This window comes from Paracoccus sp. PAMC 22219, assembly GCF_000787695.1.
Taxonomy (GTDB): Bacteria; Pseudomonadota; Alphaproteobacteria; order Rhodobacterales; family Rhodobacteraceae; genus Paracoccus.
Genome location: NZ_BBPH01000069.1, coordinates 1 through 20495 on the forward strand (window position 1 = coordinate 1; position 20495 = coordinate 20495).

The 20495-nt window shown below is 67.2% G+C and carries 19 protein-coding genes, 1 tRNA gene and 3 pseudogenes; 5 read left to right on the top strand and 18 right to left on the bottom strand.

Going from position 1 to position 20495, the window contains the following annotated elements; genetic code table 11:
* Positions 1-181: alpha/beta fold hydrolase (locus tag TY51_RS20230; RefSeq protein ID WP_197054696.1), on the top strand; the 181-nt coding region annotated here is incomplete at its 5' end.
* The gene (locus tag TY51_RS08210; RefSeq protein ID WP_052649957.1) at positions 175-549 is read left to right on the top strand and encodes a hypothetical protein; all 375 of its coding nucleotides are present in this window, start codon (positions 175-177) and stop codon (positions 547-549) included. The genes TY51_RS20230 and TY51_RS08210, both read left to right, overlap by 7 nt.
* Here TY51_RS08210 and TY51_RS08215 read toward each other — a convergent pair.
* Together TY51_RS08215 and TY51_RS08220 are read right to left on the bottom strand one after the other, a co-directional pair.
* On the bottom strand, positions 546-1151 hold the full coding sequence (locus TY51_RS08215) for an inner membrane-spanning protein YciB (protein ID WP_042248208.1): 606 nt from the start codon (positions 1149-1151) through the stop codon (positions 546-548). The genes TY51_RS08210 and TY51_RS08215 overlap by 4 nt on opposite strands.
* Positions 1152-1177: 26 nt before the next feature.
* A pseudogene (locus TY51_RS08220) lies at positions 1178-2016 on the bottom strand (EamA family transporter).
* Here TY51_RS08220 and TY51_RS24000 point away from each other — a divergent pair.
* Complete coding sequence (locus tag TY51_RS24000; RefSeq protein WP_255351395.1) at positions 1957-2085, top strand: hypothetical protein; 129 nt, start codon at positions 1957-1959, stop codon at positions 2083-2085. The pseudogene TY51_RS08220 and the gene TY51_RS24000 sit on opposite strands and share 60 nt — an antisense overlap.
* Positions 2086-2121: 36 nt before the next feature.
* Here the strand turns inward: TY51_RS24000 and TY51_RS08225 are convergent, their stop codons facing one another.
* Complete coding sequence (locus TY51_RS08225; protein ID WP_052649959.1) at positions 2122-3099, bottom strand: thioredoxin family protein; 978 nt, start codon at positions 3097-3099, stop codon at positions 2122-2124.
* Between the two features lie 234 nt (positions 3100-3333).
* Between TY51_RS08225 and acnA the strand changes: the two are divergent.
* Positions 3334-6113 (top strand): annotated as a pseudogene (gene acnA / locus TY51_RS08230) (aconitate hydratase AcnA).
* Positions 6114-6282: 169 nt separating this feature from the next.
* Here the strand turns inward: acnA and ggt are convergent.
* The 11 genes and pseudogenes from ggt to TY51_RS08285 form a co-directional block, all read right to left on the bottom strand.
* Positions 6283-8088 carry a gamma-glutamyltransferase gene (gene ggt / locus TY51_RS08235; protein WP_042248211.1) on the bottom strand — a complete coding sequence of 602 codons (1806 nt, stop codon included), beginning with the start codon at positions 8086-8088 and terminating at the stop codon, positions 6283-6285.
* 71 nt (positions 8089-8159) lie between these two features.
* Entirely contained in the window at positions 8160-8702 is a 543-nt protein-coding gene (locus TY51_RS08240; protein WP_231558969.1) for a DsbE family thiol:disulfide interchange protein, read from the bottom strand.
* Entirely contained in the window at positions 8695-8838 is a 144-nt protein-coding gene (gene ccmD / locus TY51_RS08245; RefSeq protein WP_042248216.1) for a heme exporter protein CcmD, read from the bottom strand. The genes TY51_RS08240 and ccmD overlap by 8 nt, the downstream gene beginning before the upstream one ends.
* Positions 8835-9560 (bottom strand): heme ABC transporter permease, encoded by a 726-nt coding sequence (locus TY51_RS08250; RefSeq protein WP_042248218.1) that lies wholly within the window; start codon positions 9558-9560, stop codon positions 8835-8837. The genes ccmD and TY51_RS08250 overlap by 4 nt, the downstream gene beginning before the upstream one ends.
* A 43-nt stretch (positions 9561-9603) precedes the next feature.
* Positions 9604-10260 (bottom strand): heme exporter protein CcmB, encoded by a 657-nt coding sequence (ccmB, locus tag TY51_RS08255; protein ID WP_042248221.1) that lies wholly within the window; start codon positions 10258-10260, stop codon positions 9604-9606.
* Positions 10257-10888 (bottom strand): annotated as a pseudogene (gene ccmA, locus TY51_RS08260) (heme ABC exporter ATP-binding protein CcmA). Before ccmA ends, ccmB begins: the two are co-directional and overlap by 4 nt.
* Entirely contained in the window at positions 10885-11121 is a 237-nt protein-coding gene (locus TY51_RS08265) for an Mth938-like domain-containing protein (protein ID WP_307535625.1), read from the bottom strand. Before TY51_RS08265 ends, ccmA begins: the two are co-directional and overlap by 4 nt.
* Before the next feature lie 118 nt (positions 11122-11239).
* On the bottom strand, positions 11240-12226 hold the full coding sequence (gene secF / locus TY51_RS08270; protein WP_042248223.1) for a protein translocase subunit SecF: 987 nt from the start codon (positions 12224-12226) through the stop codon (positions 11240-11242).
* Between the two features lie 13 nt (positions 12227-12239).
* On the bottom strand, positions 12240-13904 hold the full coding sequence (gene secD / locus TY51_RS08275; protein ID WP_042248226.1) for a protein translocase subunit SecD: 1665 nt from the start codon (positions 13902-13904) through the stop codon (positions 12240-12242).
* Positions 13905-13920: 16 nt separating this feature from the next.
* Entirely contained in the window at positions 13921-14253 is a 333-nt protein-coding gene (gene yajC, locus TY51_RS08280) for a preprotein translocase subunit YajC (RefSeq protein ID WP_042248229.1), read from the bottom strand.
* Between the two features lie 130 nt (positions 14254-14383).
* Positions 14384-15550, bottom strand: a complete 1167-nt coding sequence (locus tag TY51_RS08285) for a M20 aminoacylase family protein (RefSeq protein WP_042248231.1) — start codon at positions 15548-15550, stop codon at positions 14384-14386.
* A gap of 64 nt (positions 15551-15614) precedes the next feature.
* Between TY51_RS08285 and mazG the strand changes: the two genes are divergently transcribed.
* Positions 15615-16421: a nucleoside triphosphate pyrophosphohydrolase gene (gene mazG, locus TY51_RS08290; protein ID WP_042248233.1), complete on the top strand. Its 807-nt coding sequence runs from the start codon at positions 15615-15617 to the stop codon at positions 16419-16421.
* Here mazG and dusA read toward each other — a convergent pair.
* From dusA to lon, 4 genes are all read right to left on the bottom strand, one after another.
* Positions 16418-17404 carry a tRNA dihydrouridine(20/20a) synthase DusA gene (gene dusA / locus TY51_RS08295; protein ID WP_042248235.1) on the bottom strand — a complete coding sequence of 329 codons (987 nt, stop codon included), beginning with the start codon at positions 17402-17404 and terminating at the stop codon, positions 16418-16420. The two genes, mazG and dusA, sit on opposite strands and share 4 nt — an antisense overlap.
* A gap of 76 nt (positions 17405-17480) precedes the next feature.
* A tRNA-Val gene (locus TY51_RS08300) sits at positions 17481-17555 on the bottom strand.
* 59 nt (positions 17556-17614) lie between these two features.
* A complete protein-coding gene (locus TY51_RS08305; RefSeq protein WP_042248237.1) occupies positions 17615-17932 on the bottom strand; it encodes a hypothetical protein in 318 nt (105 codons plus the stop codon).
* A gap of 123 nt (positions 17933-18055) precedes the next feature.
* The gene (lon, locus tag TY51_RS08310; RefSeq protein ID WP_042248239.1) at positions 18056-20473 is read right to left on the bottom strand and encodes an endopeptidase La; all 2418 of its coding nucleotides are present in this window, start codon (positions 20471-20473) and stop codon (positions 18056-18058) included.
* Positions 20474-20495: the final 22 nt, after the last annotated feature.

Sequence of the window (20495 nt, forward strand, 5' to 3'; positions counted from 1 at the left end):
CTTGGCGGGGCGGCCCGTCGGGCTGATCGGGCATTCGCTTGGCGGCCGCGTGGCCCTGCAGGCGCTGTCCCATGCCGCGCCGGGCAGCATCGGCCGGATCGTCCTGCTGAACGCCGCCGAGTTCCAGGACGCCGCCCAGACCGCGCTGGACAGCCCCGCAGGCCGGGCGGCGAGGTGCTGAACGTCACCGCGCGCGAAAACGACCTGTTCGATTTCGGGCTGGAACAGCTGCTGTCGCGGGGGCGCAGGCGGGCGCTTGGCGCGGGGCTGGCACAGGCGCGCGCCAACTGGGTGGACCTGCAGATCGACGATGCCGCCACGTTGGAGGCGCTGGAGACCTTGGGCTTTCCCACCGCCCGCGCGGCCCGGCTGATGTCGCATTGGACGCCCTATCAGCGACAGGGGCTGTTCGCGTTCTATCGCGCGGCGCTGTGCCACCCTTGGGCCCTGCCCCTGGGACTGTTGCGCCACCACCTGCCGCTGCGGCCACAGCCGCGATGGTCGCGGCTGCGGGCGGGACCGGCGGCCCTGGGCGGCATGCGGGCCTAGGCCTGGCCGTCGTCCTTGGTGGGCAGGGCGTGGTCACGATACAGCTTGGCATTGCCCAGCAGGAACGCGAACAGCAGCACCGGCAGGCCGAAGGTCTTGAACCAGACCCAGGTGCTGTCCGACAGGTTGCGCCAGACCACCTCGTTGGCGATGGCCAGCGCCACGAAGAACAGCGCCATGCGCAGGGTCAGCTTGCGCCAGCCTTCGGCGTCCATGGGCAGCGCCTCGAACAGGACGGCGCCCAGCCAGTTGCGGCGCAGCATCAGACCCACGCCCAGGATGGCCGCGAACAGCAGATAGATGATCGTGGGCTTCAGCTTGAAAAAGCGCGGGTCGTTCAGCCAGATCGACAACCCGCCAAAGACGATGACCAGCACCAGCGTGGCCACCTGCATCGGCGCCAGCTTGCCGGTGATGCGCCACTGAATCGCGGTGGTCAGGATCAGCGCGGGGATGAAGGCCAGCGTGGCCAGGATGAACCCGCCATAGCTTTGGCCCGCGATGGTCACGGTGTCGTTGCGATACAGCATGAACACCGCAAAGAACAGGATCAGGGGGCCGAACTCCAGCGCCGGCTTGACCCAGGGTTTCGTGTTTTCCATCCCGACTGCCTTCCTGTGGCCGCCCGTCAGGCGGCAAATTCCACGATCACCGCGCCAAGCGCGATCAGTGCCATCAGCGCGACGCGCCGCGGCCCCACCTTTTCACCCAGGATGACCCAGCCCACAAGGGCGGCGAACACGGTCGAGGTCTCTCTCAGCACGGCGGCGCGGCCTACGTCGTCGATGCGGGTGGCCAGCATAACCGACCCGAAACTGGCGAATGCCACGACCGCGCCGATCATCCCGCGCGCAGCCAGCGGTGCGATTTCCGCACGCGGCAGGGCGACCAGGCGGCGCCAGCTCCACAGCGGCATGAAGATGCCGTCCAGCACGAAGAACCATGCCAGAAACGTGAACGGGTTCGCGGCCAGCCGGATGCCCCAGGCGTCATAGGTGGTATAGGCCGCGACCGTCACCCCGGTGATCAGCGCCCAGGCCAGCGCCGGGACCAGCGTGTCGCGGCCTACCTGCAGCTTGCGCAGGCTGTTCAGCGCCAGCCCGAAGATGCCGCCGACCAGCAGGCCCAGCCCCACCCACTGCACCGCGTTGAAGCGTTCGTCAAAGACCACCATCGCGACCAGCACCACGACCAGCGGCGCGGACCCGCGCACGACCGGATAGACGACCGTGAACGCCCCGCGCTGATAGGTCTTCGCCTGCGCGACCTTGTAGGCGATGTGGATGCCCATCGCGCCCGCCAGCACCGGCCACAGATGCGGTTCCGGCCAAGCACCAGGAACAACGCGACAGGCAGCGCCAGCAGCAGATAGGACAGGTCGATCGCGGCACGGCTGATCCAAGGATCGTGACGCCCCTTTTGCAGCGCGCCGAAGACCGCGTGCAGGAATGCCGCGCTGATCGCCAGGATCGACGCCAGCCGCGCACCCTGTTCGGTTCCCGCAATCTGGATGATGAAATCGCCCATGCCGACTGATGGCCCGTACTTGCAGGATGTGCAAGGCGTGACGGGTCAGTCCAGCCGGATCGCCGCCACGATCGGTCCGGGCAAGGCGCGCTTGCCCATCATCTGCTGCACCAGCAGGGCATGGCGGGTGTCGTCGGGAAAGGACTCGTCCCCCACCAGATCGGCGCGCACCGTCAGGCGCAGCGGCTGCAGGCCGTCCCACCGGGTCAGGTGCTGCATGTTCAACACGACGTTGGTATAGACGACGGTCTTGCCGCGGTTCTCTCCGGCGGTGACGTCGACGGGGCGTTCGGAGGCATATCGGATCAGCAGCACGTCGACCTTGCCGCCCAGATCGGACAGGGGCTGCAGTTCTATCGTCTCTCCGGCGTCGGTGCGGTCGCGTTGGATGGTGACCTGCGCGGGGGCAAAGCGGTGCGCGTCGATCAGGCCCATCAGCTGCGCAGGACCCGGCGCGACCGAGGTGTCCTGTCCGTCCACGATCATCTGCGGGGTATAGACCGACCGTTCGCCCACCGCATGGGCATAGGCGCTTTGGCGTTCGGTGAATTCGGGCCGGGCGAAACTGTCGGCCCAGCCCAGATAGTCCCAGTAATCGACGTGATAGGACAGCGGCAGGACATCGTGCTGCCCCGACAGCATGGTCAGCATCGCATCGGCCGGCGGACAGGATGAACACCCCTGCGAGGTGAACAGCTCGACCACCACCGGCAGGTTGGCCGAGGGCAGATCGGCGGTCACCGGCGGCGCGGCGTCCGTCGGCGCAAAGCCGTTCACGCCCCCCGATTCCGTCAGCGACAGCGCCGAGGGGATCTGTCGACCCGCATCGTCGGGGGCCAGGATCAGCGGCGCCTCTGCCCTGTCCGTGCGGTCCGGGCCGGGACCGGGCGCGCTGCGCGAGGTGATGTCGGCATGGCCCGCGTCCTGTGCCAATCCCGGCACCGCGGCCAGCATCGCCACCAACAGCGCGGCCCGGCCCATCCCGCGGCGCGGCCGCAACGCAGATCGGGGCCACAGGGCCATCGGATTTTTCCCGTCATGTCTCACACACAGGGTGTTAGCGGGTGGCGGGGCGAAAGACCAAATCAAGGCTTCGTCACCACGCGCATCGGTGGGGTGCGTGCCTCTTGAGCAACAGCGAAGGATATGGTATGCAATCGCATACAATTCGCGACGCAACCCTTGCGCGATGCCCCCCGATGGGGCAAAGCAAGGCACACGCCGGACCCATCCATTCTTGCAGACAGGGAGGCCTTGATGCCCATCCAGACCGGAACCGACACCGCCAAGACGCGCCGCACGCTGAGCGCGGGCGCGCAGAGCGTCGATTATTTCTCGATCGCCGCCGCCACCGAGGCGGGGCTTGGCGATTTCTCGAAACTGCCGGCCGCGCTGAAGGTCGTGCTGGAAAACATGCTGCGCTTTGAGGATGGCGGTCGGACCGTGTCCGTCGACGACATCAAGGCCTTCGCGCAATGGGCGACCGATGGCGGCAAGTCCAGCCGCGAGATCGCGTACCGCCCCGCCCGTGTGCTGATGCAGGACTTCACCGGCGTACCCGCCGTGGTCGACCTGGCGGCGATGCGCGACGGCATCAAGGCGCTTGGCGGCGACCCGCAGCAGATCAACCCGCTGAACCCGGTCGACCTGGTCATCGACCACTCGGTCATGATCGACGAATTCGGCACCCCCCGCGCCTTCCAGCGCAACGTCGAGCTGGAATATGAGCGCAACATGGAGCGTTACACGTTCCTGAAATGGGGCCAGAAGGCGTTCAACAACTTCCGCGTGGTCCCGCCCGGCACCGGCATCTGCCACCAGGTGAACCTGGAATATCTGGCCCAGACCGTCTGGACCGACACCGATCAGACCGGCGCGACCGTTGCATATCCTGACACGCTGGTCGGCACCGACAGCCACACCACCATGGTCAACGGTCTGGCCGTGCTGGGCTGGGGCGTGGGCGGCATCGAGGCCGAGGCCGCGATGCTGGGTCAGCCGATCTCGATGCTGATCCCCGAAGTGGTCGGCTTCGAGGTGACCGGCGCCCTGCAGGAAGGCGTGACCGCCACCGACCTGGTGCTGAAGGTCGTGCAGATGCTGCGCGCCCACGGCGTCGTCAGCAAGTTCGTCGAGTTCTATGGCGAGGGGCTGGACCACATGCCGCTGGCCGACCGCGCGACCATCGCCAACATGGCGCCCGAATACGGCGCCACCTGCGGCTTCTTCCCGATCGACGACGAGACGCTGCGCTATCTGCGTCAGACCGGCCGCGAAGAGGACCGCATCGCCCTGGTCGAGGCCTATGCCAAGGAAAATGGTTTCTGGCGCACGCCGGACTATGCGCCGGTCTATTCCTCGACCCTGTCGTTGGACCAGAGCACCGTCGTCCCGGCGATCTCGGGCCCCAAGCGTCCGCAGGATCACGTGCCGCTGACCGAGGCGTCCACGGCGTTCGGCGACTATATCAAGGGCCTGCGTCCCGCGGCCTCCGTTCCCGCAGACCAGAAGGCCAAGATGACCGCCGAGGCAGGATCGCCCGATCCGGCACCGCAGGACATCCCCGGCGCCAGCCATGGCCACCTGAACAGCGCCCCGGTCGAGGGCGAGGATTACACGCTGCGCGACGGTTCGGTCGTGATCGCGTCGATCACGTCCTGCACCAACACGTCGAACCCCTATGTGCTGATGGCCGCCGGTCTGGTGGCACGCAAGGCCCGCGCCTGGGCCTGACCCGCAAGCCCTGGGTGAAAACCTCGCTGGCACCCGGATCGCAGGTGGTCGAGGAATACCTCAAGGCCGCGAACCTGCAGGAAGACCTGGACGCCCTGGGCTTCAACCTGGTCGGTTTCGGCTGCACCACCTGCATCGGCAACTCGGGTCCGCTGCAGCCCGAAATCTCCAAGGCCGTGAACGACAACGACCTGGTCGCCGTGTCGGTCCTGTCGGGCAACCGCAACTTCGAAGGGCGCATCTCGCCCGACGTGCGCGCGAACTATCTGGCATCGCCCCCGCTGGTGGTGGCCTATGCCATCGCAGGCGACATGAACATCGACGTGACCAAGGACCCGCTGGCCCACACGCCCGACGGCAAGCCCGTGTACCTCAAGGACATCTGGCCGACCTCCAAGGAAGTGGCAGAACTGGTCGACACCATCGTCACCCGCGAGATGTTCCAGGCCAAATACGCCGACGTCTTCAAGGGCGACGAGCGCTGGCAGGGCGTCGAGGTCACCGACAGCGAGACCTATGACTGGCCCGCATCGTCGACCTACATCCAGAACCCGCCCTATTTCCAGGGCATGTCCAAGGGTGCGGGCACGATCAGCGACGTCAAGGGCGCCCGCGTCCTGGCGCTGCTGGGCGACATGATCACCACCGACCACATCAGCCCCGCGGGTTCGTTCAAGCCGGGCACCCCGGCGGGCCAGTACCTGACGGAACGCCAGGTCGCGCCGCGCGATTTCAACAGCTACGGCTCGCGCCGCGGCAACCACGAGATCATGATGCGCGGCACCTTCGCCAACATCCGCATCAAGAACGAGATGCTGGACGGGGTCGAGGGCGGCTATTCCAAGGACGCGTCGGGCAATCAGGCGGCGATCTATGACGCCGCGATGTCCTATGTCGAACAGGACACCCCGCTGGTGATCTTCGGCGGCAAGGAATACGGCGCGGGTTCGTCGCGTGACTGGGCGGCCAAGGGTACCAACCTGCTGGGCGTCAAGGCCGTGGTCGCGGAATCCTTCGAACGTATCCACCGGTCGAACCTGGTCGGCATGGGCGTCATCCCGTTCGAGTTCACCAATGGCGACACCCGCCATTCGCTGAACCTGACCGGCGACGAGGTCGTGACGATCGAGGGGCTGGCAGGCGACTTCAAGCCGCTGTCGATGGTGCCCTGCACGATCACGTATGCCGACGGCACGGATAAGACGATCCAGCTGAAGGCCCGCGTCGATACCGAGGTGGAGATCGACTATCTGAAGAACGGCGGCGTGCTGCACTACGTGCTGCGCAACCTCGCCGCCGCCTGATCGGCCTACAACGCAAACGAAAACCCCCGGCACCGCGCCGGGGGTTTTTTTGTGGCCAAGGCCAAGGCGGGCATCGGGTCACGGCAAGAACGGCATCTCCGTTGTCCAAATACCCGCGGGGGTAGCCGCGCAGCGGACGGGGGCGGCATCCCCCTGCCCGGCCCGCGGATCAGCCGCCGATGGCGACCCCCTCCCGGCGCGGATCGGCGCCGCCCTCCAACCCGTCGGGCGTCATGACGATCCCCTGCAGGCCCGAAGTCAGTTCCGTCTCGTTCAGCTCGAACCCCATTGCGGTCAAGCCATCGGCCAGCGCCGCGGGCAGCCCCGCCTCGACATCCATCGGACCGAAACGGTTCACCAGGTTCGGCCCGGCCACGGCGGCCTGGATGTCCAGCCCCCAGTCCAGATGCGCCACGATGGCGCGGGCGACATAGCCGATGATGCGGCTGCCCCCCGGCGATCCGATCACCATCGCGGGCGCCCCGTCGCGCAGCACGATGGTCGGCGCCATCGACGACCGCGGCCGCTTGCCCGGCGCGATGGCATTGGCGACGGGCCAGCCGTCGGCATCATGCGTCTCAAAGCTGAAATCGGTCAGTTCGTTGTTCAGCAGAAAGCCTGCGGCCATCACCCGCGATCCGAAACCGTTCTCGATGGTGGTGGTCATCGACAGGGCGTTGCCGTCGCCGTCCACGATGGAGATATGCGTGGTCGAGGGCAGTTCCAGCGCACTGTCCTGACCCCACAGGGCGGCATGGCTCCAGCCGGGCTGGCCGGCGGTGACCTCGGGCAGACTGTCGTCCCCCTGCAGCAGGGCCGCGCGTTCGTCCAGATAGGCCTGGTCAATCAGCCCCTCGGTCGGCATCGGCACGTGATCGGCATCCGCCATGTAGCGGCCGCGATCCGCGAAGGCCAGGCGCGAGGCATCGCCGATCAGCCGCCACGCCTCGGGGCTTTCGGCACCCAGGCTGGCCAGGTCATAGCCGCCAAGCATTCCCAGGATCTGCCCCACCGTCAGCCCCCCGGACGAGGGCGGGCCCATGCCGCAGACGTCGTGATCCCGGTATTCGACGCAGACCGCCGGGCGTTCCACGACGCGATAGGCGGCCAGATCGGCCTGCGTCAGCAGGCCCGGATTGTCCTCGGCCCCGCGCACGGCGGCAACGATCTGGTCCGCGATGGGCCCCTCATAGATTGCATCCGCCCCATCGCGGGCCATCGCCCGCAGCGTGTCCGCATAGGCAAGGTTGGTCAGGCTCGCCCCCTGCGCGACGGGCTGGCCGCCCGGAAAGAAATAGTCGGTCGTGGCCGGATAGCGGGCCAGCGCATCGCCTTCGGACGCGACCAGCGAGGCCAGCCGCGGCGACACCGTGAACCCGTCCTGGGCCAGGTCGATGCCGTCCTGGAACAGCCCGGCCCAGTTTGCGCGGCCCCATTTGCGATGCGCGACCTCCAGCAGGCGCGGCGTGCCGGGGGTGCCGACGGACCGGCCGCCCACGACCGCCTCCATGAAGTCCAGCGGCTGGCCGTCATCGTCCTGAAACAGCGTGGGCGTGGCGGCCATCGGTGCGGTCTCGCGGCCGTCCAGCGTCGTCACCTCGCCCGTCGCGGCGTCGTACCAGACCAGGAACGCGCCGCCGCCCAAGCCGGAACTTTGCGGCTCCACCAGGCCCAGTACGACCTGGACCGCAACCATCGCGTCCGCCGCACTGCCGCCCTGTTCCAGAACGCGGGCGCCAGCCTGCACGGCCAGCGGATGGGCCGCGCTGATCATCCAGTCGGGGGCGGTGACGGGGCGACCTTCGGCCTTGGCGGCCAGCCCGTCGCGTGCGGCCTGCGTCAGATCACCAAAGCCGTCGGTTGCGACCTGCGTGCCGGACGCGCCCTCGGGCGCGATCGCATCGGTCGCCTGCTGGGCAATGCCCCACGTCGTGCTGCCCATCAGCAGCGCCAGTGCCAGACCTGTCCGCGTCATCTGCCGTCTCCCCTATTTGTGCGTGCCTTTGGGTCAGCATGTCGCGCAAGGGGCCGGGGTGCAAGCGCGGCCTAGTCCTGATCGGCCAGCGCGCGTTCCAGTTCGGGCAGGAAGCGGGCCTGATAGTCGGCATCGACCAGTGGCCCGGCGAACCGATACAGAACCGTCCCGTCGCCATCGACGATGAAGGTTTCGGGCGGGGCGGTCACGCCCCAATCGATCGCGGTGCGCCCGCGCGGATCGGTCGCCTGCGCGGCAAAGGGGTCGCCGTCGGCGGACAGAAACTCCAGCGCATTGGAATCGATGTCGCGCAGATCGACGCCATAGACGGGCAGCTGATCGGACAGGGCCATCAGGGTCGGGTGTTCGATCCGGCAGGGCGGGCACCAGCTGGCCCAGAAATTGACCAGCTTGACGCCCGGTTCGCGCAGCATCGCATCGGTCAGCTGCACCTTGCCCGGAAGGGTCGTGGCGGGCACCGGCGGCGCCTGACGGCCGATCATGGCCGACGGGACCGACCCCGGATCATCGCGGTTCATGCCCCACAGGAACGTCGCGGCGAGTGCCGCGAAGGCCAGCGGCGGCAGCAGCATCAGGGGCGCGATCCTAGCCATTGCGTTCGAACTCCTGCAGGGCGCGGCGGGCGCGAGCGTTGGCCGCAACGGTGTGCCAGACCAGCCCCGCGATCAGCGCCAGGCTGACGCCATAGGCGGCCAGCACGGTGCCGGCATATTGTCCAAGATCGATCATGCGCGCATGTCCCTGGCTTGCAGCGCGGCCAGGCGGCGCTTGCGGATTTCGGTTCGGGTGCGGATCAGGATCAGCGCCAGCGTCAGCAGGAGGAACCCCAGCATCGACAGATACAACGGGTAGCGATAGACGGCAGACATGCGTTCCCCCGGCGCAACCGACAGGCTGGCCCCCTGGTGCAGGCCCTGGTTCCAGAACAGCACGGCATAGCGCGACAGCAGCGCAAAGACGGACCCCACAAGGCACAGCACGCCCGTCAGGTCGGCGGCGCTGTCCGGATCCTCGACCGAGGACCACAGCGCGATATAGCCGATATAGAACAGGAACAGGATCAGGAACGAGGTCAGCCGCGGATCCCATTCCCACCACGTCCCCCACATCGGCTGGCCCCAGATGGCCCCGGTCGCCAACGCGATCAGCGTCATCACCGCCCCGATGGGGGCTGCGGCGCGGGCCGCCAATGCGCTCACGTGATGGCGGCGGATGATCCAGATCAGCGACGCGACCAGCATCATCACCCAGATGTTGATGGCCATCATCGCGGCGGGGACATGCAGGAAGACGATCTTGACCGTCGATCCCTGCCGGAAATCTTCAGGCGTCAGGAACCCCCAGACCACCCCGCCCACGCAGCAGATCGCGGCGCTGCCGACCAGCCAGGGCAAGGCCCCTTCGGTGGTGCGCATGAACTTGGCGGGGTTTGCGTATTCCCAGATCGACATGTGTCCGTGTATTCCCTGTTTTCCCCGCGCCCTCAAGGGCATCTCACCGCAGATTGACCCGCAGCGCCGCCGCCGCCGCCAGCGGGATCAGCGCCAGCACCGCCAGCGTGATGCCGGCCAGAAACACCAGCGGCGTGGTGATGGCCTGCCCCTCGACCCCGCGGCGGGTGATCTCGGCGCCAAAGATCAGTGTGGGGATATACAGCGGCAGGACCAACAGCGACAAAAGCAGCCCCCCCCGGCGCAGGCCGACGGTGATCGCCGCCCCGAACGCGCCCAGCATCGACAGCGCCGGCGTGCCCAGGGCCAGCGACAGGACCAGCGCCGGCACCGCCTGCATCGGCAGGTGCAGCAGCACCCCGAACAGCGGCGCGGCCAGCACCAGCGGCAGGCCGGTGGTGATCCAGTGTGCCAGGGCCTTGATCGCGACCGCACCCTCCAGCGGCAGGGGCGCGGTGGCCAGCAGATCCAGGCTGCCATCCTCGTGGTCCAGCGCAAAGATGCGGTCCAGCGACAGAAGACAGGCCAACAGCGCGCCGACCCACAGGATGCCCGGCGCCACGGGGGCCAGCGTCGCGCGGTCCGGACCGACACCAAAGGGCACCAGCGCCGACAGGATCAGGAAGAACGCGACACCCAGGCCGAAGCCGCCGCCCGCCCGCGTGGCCAGACGCATGTCGCGGATCAGCAGCGCGATCATCCGAACGCCTCGTTGAAGCCCGACGGCCGCGCGACGGGCGCGCCGGGGCGGGCGCGGAACGGGGTCAGGTCCAGCACGCGCGCCTGCGGCAGGTCCAGGTCGATATGCGTGGCGATCAGGGCGGCCCCGCCCTGCCCCAGGTGGTCGGCCACCACCTGCACAAGCGCGCGACAGATGCGGCGTCCAGCGACACCGTCGGCTCGTCCAGCACCCACAGCGGGCGGCCCGTGACCAGCAGCCGGGCAAGGCCCAGCCTGCGTTTCTGGCCCGCCGACAGCGCCGCGGCGGGGCGCGCGGCCAAGGACGTCAGGTCCATTGCGGCCAGCGCGCGGTCCACGCCCTGCCCGCCAAAGACCTGCGCCCAGAATGTCAGGTTCTCCCGCGCCGTCAGCGCCGGTTTCAGCCCGTCGGCATGGGCGGCATAGGCGACGGCGTCGTCGGCCATGTCGATCCGCCCCGCGACGGGGGATTGCAGCCCCGCGATGGTGCGCAGCAGCGTGGTCTTGCCCAGACCGTTCGGCCCGCGCAGGATCAGCGCCTGACCGGATTCGAGTGTAAAGCTGACGCCTTCGACCGTCCGCAGACCCCCGCGCGCGACGGCAAGGTCGTGGACGGCCAGCAGGCTCACACGGGGATCAGGGCGCAGGCGACGCGCCGCCCCTCGGACAGGGTGACGTTGTAGGTGCGCGCCGCGGTGGCAGAGGCCATCGCCTCGACCCGGACGCCAAGCGCGTCCAACTGCGCCGCCAGTTCGCGCGGGGCATAGGCGACCTGGGCGCCAAGGCCCAGGAACAGCACGTCCACCCGCCCGGCCAGCGCAAGCAGCGGACCGGGATCGTCCAGCCCGCCCCAAGGGGTCACGCGGGCCGCCTCGACGACCTGAGCCCCCTGATGGACCTTTCCGCCGATGCGGAAAATCCGGGGCCATAGCCGTCGACCGCGTTCTGGCCAGAGAAATCCGTGGGCACCAGCGCGGGCATCAGACCTCCTCTGCGCCCTCGAACGGGGACACGTTCTTCTTGGGGCCGTCGCCGTTCTTGGACCAGTCGCGTTTGACGCCCAGCCACAGAACGACGCTTTTGGCGACGTAGACGGTGGAATAGGTGCCCACGAACACGCCCCACAGCATCGCGAAGACGAACCCGCGCACCACGTCACCGCCCAGAACCAGCATCGCGGTCAGCGCGATCCCGGTGGTCACGGCGGTCATGACGGTCCGCGACAACGTCTCGTTCACGGTCAGGTTCATCACGTCGATCAGCTTCATCGACTTGAACTTGATCAGGTTCTCCCTCAGCCGGTCAAAGACCACGACCGTGTCGTTGACCGAAAAGCCAAGCGTGGTCAGCAGCGCCGCGATGGTCGTCAGGTCGAATTTCAGCTGGAACACCGCAAAGATGCCGACTGTCAGGATGATGTCGTGCAGCAGCGACACCACCGCCCCGATGGCGAATTGCCATTCGAATCGCAGCCAGATGTACAGAAGGATGCCCAGGGTGGCCGCCGCGACCGCCATGATGGCGGTCCGGATCAGTTCTGCCGACACCTTGGGTCCGACGGATTCGACCGATGCGAAGGTGACCTGGGGGTCGACCTGCTGCAATGCGGTCTGCACCTCGGCCAACTGCTCGGGCGAGACCGAGCCGGTCTCGTCCGTGGTGCCGATGCGGACCATGGCCACGTGGCGTTCGGCTCCGAACGAGGGGTCGAACACCTCGGTGATGGACACGTCGCTGAAGCCCATGCCGTCCAGCGCCTGGCGGTATTCGCCGATGTCGAAGGCGGTCGTGCTTTCGGTGCGGATCGTCGTGCCGCCCCGGAAGTCGATGCCGTAGTTCAGACCCATGAAGATCGTGGCCAGGATGGACACGACCACCGCAAGGGCGGAGGCCCCGACGGTCAGCCATTGCCAGCGGAAAAAGTCGTACCGGGTGACGTCGGGGACCAGTTTCAGACGGAAAGCCATGCGTGCGTCCCCCTTACAGGATCAACTGGGCCGGCTTGCGCCATTCCAGCCAGGTGAGAATCATCAGGCGCGTCAGGAAGATCGCCGTAAAGACCGAGGTGACCAGACCGATGGTCAGCGTCACGGCAAAGCCCTTGACCGGGCCCGAGCCCAGATAGAACATCACGGCCGCCGCGATGAAGCTGGTGACGTTGGCGTCCATGATCGCGCTCATCGCCTCTCGGAAACCGTCCTCGATGGCGCGGAACGGGCGCTTGGCGCGGCGCAGTTCCTCGCGGATGCGTTCGAAGATGATGACGTTGGCATCGACCGCGGTGCCGACCGTCAGCACGATCCCGGCGATGCCCGGAAGGGTCAGCGTGGCCCCCATCATGCCCATGATCGCCAGCACGAGGATCACGTTGACCGTGACCGCGATCGAGGCGAACACCCCGAACAGGCCATAGCTGGCGATCAGATAGGCGGCGACCAGCCCGGTGGCGGCAATGGCCGAAATTCGGCCGGCCTCGATGCTGTCCTGGCCCAGTTCGGGACCGATGGTGCGTTCCTCGAGGAAGATCAGTTCGGCCGGAAGGGCGCCGGCGCGCAGCAGGATCGACAGCTGGTTTGCCTGGTCGAAATCCATCGAGCCGGAAATCTGGCCCGACCCGCCGGTGATCGCCGAGCGGATGACCGGGGCCGAGATGACCTCGTTGTCCAGAACGATCGCGAAGGGCTGACCGATATTCTGCGACGTATAGGATCCGAACGCCCTCGCACCCGTGGGGTTGAAGCGAAAGTTGACGGACGGCAGGCCGTTCTCGTCGCTGGCGGGCATGGCGTCCACCAAGTCCTCGCCGGTGACGACGGGGCTTTGTTCCAGGATATAGAACAGGTTCGGCTGGTCGATCGACGGCGCGATGGTCTGGCCGACTCCAGGCTGGGCCTGCGGGTCGGCGGTGGTGCCCACGACCGGGTTGAAGGTCAGCTGCGCGGTGGTGCCGATCAGCTCCTTGAGTTCCGCGGCGGACCCGATGCCGGGAACCTGGATCAGGATGCGATCCTCGCCCTGGCGGGTGATGGTGGGTTCGCGGGTGCCGACCTCGTCGACGCGACGGCGCACGATCTCCAGCGACTGCTGGATGGTGCGGTCATCGGTCACGGCCTTTTCGGCGTCCGACAGCTGGATCGTCAGGGTCGACCCCTGGGTGCTGATGGCCAGCGACTGCTGGCCCGCGCCGGTCAGGGTGGTGACGGGCGTGGAAAAGCCGCGCACGATTTCGGTCGCGGCCGGCATCTGGTCGGCATTTCCGATCTCGATCGACAGGACGCCGTCGGGGGCAGCGACGCGGCGGACCGATCCGACGGTGTCGCGGGCATCCGACAGCGCGCGCCGCAGCTCCGGCCACAACGCGTCCATGCGCGACTTGTAGACCTGATCGACCTGCACCTCGCCCAGCAGATGGGCACCTCCGCGCAGGTCCAGCCCCAGATTGACCAGATGCGACGGCATCCACGAGGGCCAGCCGTCCCGCGCCGCCACCAGTTCGGGCGTCTCGACGCCGGTGGCCTCGATCTGGGCCACGGCATCGTTATGCGCCTCGACGCGGGCGTAGAAGGCGTTGGGCAGTGCGTAAAGCAGGCCCAGAAGGCAGATCCCGAAAATCAGGACGCGCTTCCATCGGTCGATCTGAAGCATCTTGGCTAGGGCCTTTTCAGGTGTTTGCGGCGACAGGTTCTGTCTTGGTGACGACCTGGGCCAGGGTGCTGCGGATCACGCGGACGCGCACGCCGGTCGCGATCTCGACCTCCAGCTCGTCCTCGCCCACCGACACGACCTTGGCAAGGATGCCGCCCTGGGTGACGACGCGGTCGCCCTTCTTGACGTTCTCGACCATCGCGCGATGCGCCTTCAGGCGCTTCTGCTGGGGGCGGATCATCAGGAAATACATGATCGCAAAGATCAGGATCAACGGGATGAACTGCGCGAATGCAGCACCGGCACCGGCGCCGCCGGCGGCTTGGGCATAGGCGGGGGTCACGAACATCAAGGGTCCTTTCGGTCTGGGGGCGCGACCGGGGCCGCGTCAGGATTGGCGCGCAACCTAGCCGCGCTGTCCGTCCTTGGCAAGAAAGCGCCCGCCGCCCCGTGGGCAAGGGCGGCGAACGTCCTTGTGATCAGGGTTGCGCCGGCTGCGCGCGTTCGACCAGCCGCGCGAAGAAGCTGGCCCCGACCGGAGAAATCGCGTCGTTGAAGTCATAGGCCGGGTGGTGGACCCCCGCCCCGTCCCCCTGCCCCAGGAACAGATAGCAGCCGGGCCGGGCGTTCAGCATATAGCTGAAATCCTCGGCCCCCATCTCGCGGCCCGCGTCGGGATCGACATTGGCGGGGCCGGCGATCTCCTTGGCGACGCGCACGGCAAAGGCGGTTTGTTCGGGGTCGTTGACGGTCGCCGGGTAACCCTCCTGATAGTTCAGCCGGATCTCCACGTCATAGGCCTCGGCTTGGCCGTCGCAGATCTGGGTCATGCGGCGGCGCACCATGTCGCGGACATGCGGGGCAAACGTCCGCACCGTCCCGCAGATATAGGCCGTGTCCGGCACGATGTTGTCGGCGCTACCGGTGTGGATCTGGGTGACCGACAGGGCAAGGTCGTCGGCGGTGTGGTGGTTGCGGCTGCTGATCGTCTGGATCGCGCTGACCACCGCCACGGCGGCAACGATCGGATCGGCGGTCAGGTGCGGCATCGCGCCATGCCCGCCGCGGCCCTGCACGTCGATCTCGAACGTGTCGACGGCGGCCATGATCGGGCCGGGGGTCGTCTGAAAGCTGCCGGTCTGCTGGCCGGGATTGTTGTGCATCGCAAAGACGCGTTCGATGGCAAAGCGGTCCATCATCCCGTCCTGGACCATCGCGTCGCCGCCGCCGCCGTTCTCTTCGGCGGGCTGGAAGATCAGCGCGGCGCGGCCGGTGAAATTGCGCGTTTCGGCCAGGTACTTCGCGGCCCCCAGCAGCATCGTCGTATGCCCGTCATGCCCGCAGGCATGCATCCGCCCCGCCACGGTCGAGGCCCAAGGCAGGCCCGTCACCTCGGTCATGGGCAGGGCGTCCATGTCGGCACGCAGGCCGATGGTCGGGCCGTCCCCCTGGCCCCGGATGATCGCCACGATCCCGGTGCGGCCGATCCCCTCGTGAACCTCGTCGACGCCGAACTCGCGCAGCCGCGCCGCGACGAATGCGGCCGTCTGGCCGCAGTCAAAGCCCAGTTCCGGGTGCTGGTGCAGATGGCGGCGCCATTCGGTCATCTGATCTGCGAAATCGGCGATGCGGTTCAGGACGGGCATGTGGACTTGAGCCTTATGCTGTGGCAGTCGGTGGGCCATCTTCCGCCTGACGAAGGGAATTGCAATGACCCTCGACCCTGCCGCGCAGATCACGCGCCTGCTGGACATCATGGCCGCCCTGCGCGACCCCAAGACCGGCTGCCCCTGGGACATCGAACAGGACTTCGCCTCGATCGCGCCCTACACGATCGAGGAGGCCCACGAGGTCGAGGATGCAATTCAGCGCCAGGCTTGGGACGAGCTGCCCGGAGAGCTGGGCGATCTGCTGCTGCAAGTGGTGTTCCACGCCCAGATGGCCCGTGAGGCCGGGATGTTCGATTTCGCCGACTGCGCCGCCGCGATCAGCGACAAGCTGATCTTCCGCCATCCGCATGTCTTTGGCGACGAATCCCGCGACAAGTCTGCCGAACAGCAGGTCAAGGACTGGGAGGCGATCAAGGCCGTCGAACGTGCGGGCAAGGCGGAACGCGGCACCCTGGACGGGGTGGCCTTGGGCCTGCCCGCGCTGACGCGGGCGCTGAAGCTGCAGAACCGTGCGGCGCGCGTGGGCTTCGACTGGCCCGGCCCCGCCGACGTGCTGGACAAGATCACCGAGGAAACCGCCGAACTGGTCGAGGCCCGCGACACCTTGGGCCCGGACGCGATGGAGGACGAGTTCGGCGACCTGCTGTTCGTGATGGCCAATCTGGGCCGGCACCTGAAGATCGACCCCGAACTGGCCCTGCGCCGCGCCAACGCCAAGTTCACGCGACGCTTTGCCGCGATCGAGGCCGCGCTGGCCGCCGACGGTCGCCGCCCCGAGGACAGCGACCTGGCCGAGATGGACCGCCTGTGGGACGCCGCCAAGGTCGCGGAGAAGGCGGCGGGCTAGCTAAGCGCGGCCTCGGTCACCTGCGCCAGGGCGGCGTCATAGACCTCGATCCCGCCCTTGGATGCGCCCTCGGACAGAGTGCGCTTCCAGGCGCGGGCGCCGGGCAGCCCGTGGAACAGGCCCAGCATGTGCCGCGTGAACTGGTGCAGCCTGCCACCTTGGGTGATGTGTTCGACGATCATCGGGCGCATCGCCACGGCAACATCCGCGGGGTCGGCAAAGGGCGGCACGTCGCCCCACAGCCCATCGGCCGCGCCCAGGATGTTCCACGGTTCGTGATAGGCTGCCCGGCCGATCATCGCGCCGTCCATCACCGACAACTGGTCGCGGGCCTGATCCAGCGTGGCGATGCCGCCGTTGATCGACAGGTGCAACGCCGGAAACTGCGCCTTCATCGCATGGACCAGCGGATAGTCCAGCGGCGGGATCTCGCGGTTTTCCTTGGGGCTGAGACCCTTCAGCCAGGCCTTGCGGGCGTGCACGGTCACGCGGCGGATGCCCGCGCGCTGCAGCATGTCCAGAAATTCGGGCAGGACCTGATCGGCCTGCTGGTCGTCCACGCCGATGCGGCACTTGACGGTGACGGGCACGGCGCTGGCGTCCTGCATGGCCGACACGCAATCGGCCACCACCTGCGGCGTGGTCATCAGGATCGCGCCGAATGCCCCCGACTGCACGCGGTCGCTTGGGCAGCCGCAGTTCAGATTGATCTCATCATAGCCCCAGGGGGCGGCGATCCGCGTGGCCTGCGCCAATTCGGCCGGATCCGACCCGCCCAGCTGCAGCGCCAGCGGATGTTCGACGGCGTCATAATCCAGCAATCGCGGCCGGTCGCCATGAATGATCGCCGGCGCGGTCACCATCTCGGTGTACAGCAGCGCGCGGCGCGACATCAGACGGTGGAACCGCCGACAGTTGCGGTCGGTCCAGTCCATCATCGGCGCGACCGAAAGGCGCGCGGCATCACTGATCGGGTCGGGCATGGGCAGTCCGGGATTGCGGGTCAAGGCCGCCGATATAGGCGCCCGCAGCAAAAAGCGCAAACCGGCAAGGGAGGGATGGTGGGTGATAAGGGATTTGAACCCCTGACATCTTCGATGTGAACGAAGCGCTCTACCACTGAGCTAATCACCCGTCGGGCTGGTCATTACCGCCAGCCGCGGCCGGTTGCAAGAGGGCGATGCGCGTTTCGTCTAGCTGTTTTCCACGGCCTCGGGGCGGTGGGGCGCGCGGCGGCGCAGGCGCAGGGTGATGACGTCGCCCCCGCGGGCATCACGCTCCAGATTGATTCGCGCGCGACCCAAGGGCGGGACGGCCAGCGTGTGCCCCGCGGACAGGACCAGCCCCAACTGCGCCAGCGTCGCCTCGATGATCGGGCGGGCGTCGGTGCGCCGGGCTCCGGTGGCGGCCACAACGCGGTCGATGAAGTCGCGCTTTTGAACCACGATCGCGACATGCGGGTCGTGAAGGACAGGCGTCGGGCTGTCGGCCCCGATGATTCCGGTTGGCATTGCTGTTCCCCCCGTCTGGCAATGATGGGATCAGCCTAGCGCGATTTGACGTTGCGTCAATCTTTGTTAAGACCGGCAGGCGCCATGGAAAAAGGGCCGGGGATCGCCCCGGCCCTTTTCCTGTCAGTGTGCGACCGTGCTGCCCTGCCCATCGCTGCCGCGGTGGTTGGCAAGGCGGGCGGCCTCGGCGGCCTCTTCGGCAGCCTCGTCCCATTCGATGGGCTTGGGCTGGCGCACCAAGGCGTGGCGCAGAACCTCGCGGACATTGCTGACCGGAATGATGGTCAGGCCCTGTTTGACGTTGTCCGGGATCTCGACCAGATCCTTTTCATTGTCCTGCGGGATCAGCACCGTCTTGATGCCCCCGCGCAGCGCCGCCAGCAGCTTTTCCTTGAGCCCGCCGATGGCCAGCACGTTGCCGCGCAGCGTCACCTCGCCGGTCATGGCGATGTCCTTGCGGACCGGAATGCCGGTCATCACCGACACCACCGATGTCACCATGGCGATGCCCGCGGACGGACCGTCCTTGGGTGTCGCACCCTCGGGGACGTGGACGTGGATGTCGCGCTTGTCGAATTCCGGGGGCCTGACCCCGATCTCCGGCGCGACCGATCGAACGAAGCTGGAGGCCGCGTCGATCGATTCCTTCATCACGTCGCCCAGTTTCCCCGTCGTCTTCATCCGGCCCTTGCCCGGCAGGCGCAACGCCTCGATCTGCAGCAGGTCGCCGCCGACCGATGTCCAGGCAAGACCCGTCACCACGCCAACCTGATCCTCCTTCTCGGCCAGGCCATAGCGATGGCGGCGCACGCCCAGGTATTCCTCGACCTTCTCGGGGGTCACGTCGACCGACTTGACCTTGCCCTTGAGGATCTCGGTCACGGCCTTGCGGGCCAGCTTGGCGATCTCGCGCTCCAGCGAACGGACACCGGCCTCGCGGGTGTAATACCGGATCATGTGGGTCAGCGCCTCGTCCGAGACGCTGAACTCTCCCTTGCGCAGACCGTTCGCGGCGATCTGCTTGGACAGCAGGTGGCCCTTGGCGATCTCGCGCTTTTCATCCTCGGTATAGCCCGACAGGCTGATGATCTCCATCCGGTCCAAAAGCGGGCCCGGCATGTTGTAGCTGTTGGCCGTGGTCACGAACATCACGTTCGACAGATCGTACTCCACCTCAAGATAGTGGTCCACGAAGGTCGAGTTCTGTTCCGGGTCCAGCACCTCCAGCATGGCGGATGCCGGATCGCCCCGGAAATCCTGGCCCATCTTGTCGATCTCATCCAGCAGGATCAGCGGGTTCGTGGTCTTGGCCTTCTTCAGCGCCTGGATGATCTTGCCGGGCATCGACCCGATATAGGTCCGACGGTGACCGCGGATCTCGGATTCGTCGCGCACGCCGCCCAGGCTGATGCGGATGAACTCGCGTCCCGTCGCCTTGGCGATCGACCGCCCCAACGAGGTCTTTCCCACGCCCGGAGGACCGACCAACGTCAGGATCGGGCCCTTCAGCTTCTGGCTGCGGGCCTGCACGGCCAGATACTCGACGATGCGCTCCTTGACCTTGTCCAGACCATAGTGGTCGGCGTCCAGGATCGCCTCGGCGCGGCCAAGGTCCTTGCGGGTGCGCGACTTGACGCCCCAGGGAAGCGACAGCAGCCAGTCCAGATAGTTGCGGCTGACGGTCGCCTCGGCCGACATCGGCGACATCGACTTCAGCTTCTTCAGCTCGCTGTCGGCCTTGTCACGGGCTTCCTTGCTGAACTTGGTGGCGGCGATCTTCTGCTCCAGTTCGGCCAACTCGTTCTGGCCGTCCTCGCCGTCGCCCAGTTCCTTCTGGATCGCCTTCATCTGTTCGTTCAGATAGTACTCGCGCTGCGTCTTCTCCATCTGGGTCTTGACGCGCGACTTGATCTTCTTCTCGACCTGCAGGACAGACATCTCTCCCTGCATGTGGCCATAGATCTTCTCCAGACGCGCGGCGATTTCCAGCGTGTCCAGCAGGTCCTGCTTGCGCTCCAGGTCGATGCCCATGTGGCCGGCGACCAGATCGGCCAGCTTGCCGGGCTCGGACGCCTCGGACACGGCGGTCACGACCTCTTCGGGGATGTTCTTGCGGACCTTGACGTAACGCTCGAACTCCTCGGTCACGGTGCGCACAAGGGCAGCCACCGTGGCCTCGTCGCCCATCGTCTCGTCCAGGACGCGTGCCTCGGCCATGAAATGGTCGTCATGGGGCACGAAATCGGTGATCTCGACACGCTCGCGGCCCTCGACCAGCACCTTCACGGTGCCGTCCGGCAGCTTGAGCAGCTGCAGCACGTTGGCCAGAACGCCGGCGCGGAAAATCCCGTCCTCGGTCGGCTCGTCGATGGCCGCATCCTTCTGGGCAGCCAGCAGGATCGGGCTGTCCGATTCCATCACGGCCTCCAGCGCGCGAACCGATTTCTCGCGTCCGACGAACAGGGGAACGATCATGTGAGGGAAGACGACGATATCCCGCAGGGGCAGCACCGGATAGGTCTGGGTGGTGAATTCCGTCATGGTATTGTCCTTTCTGCCCGAA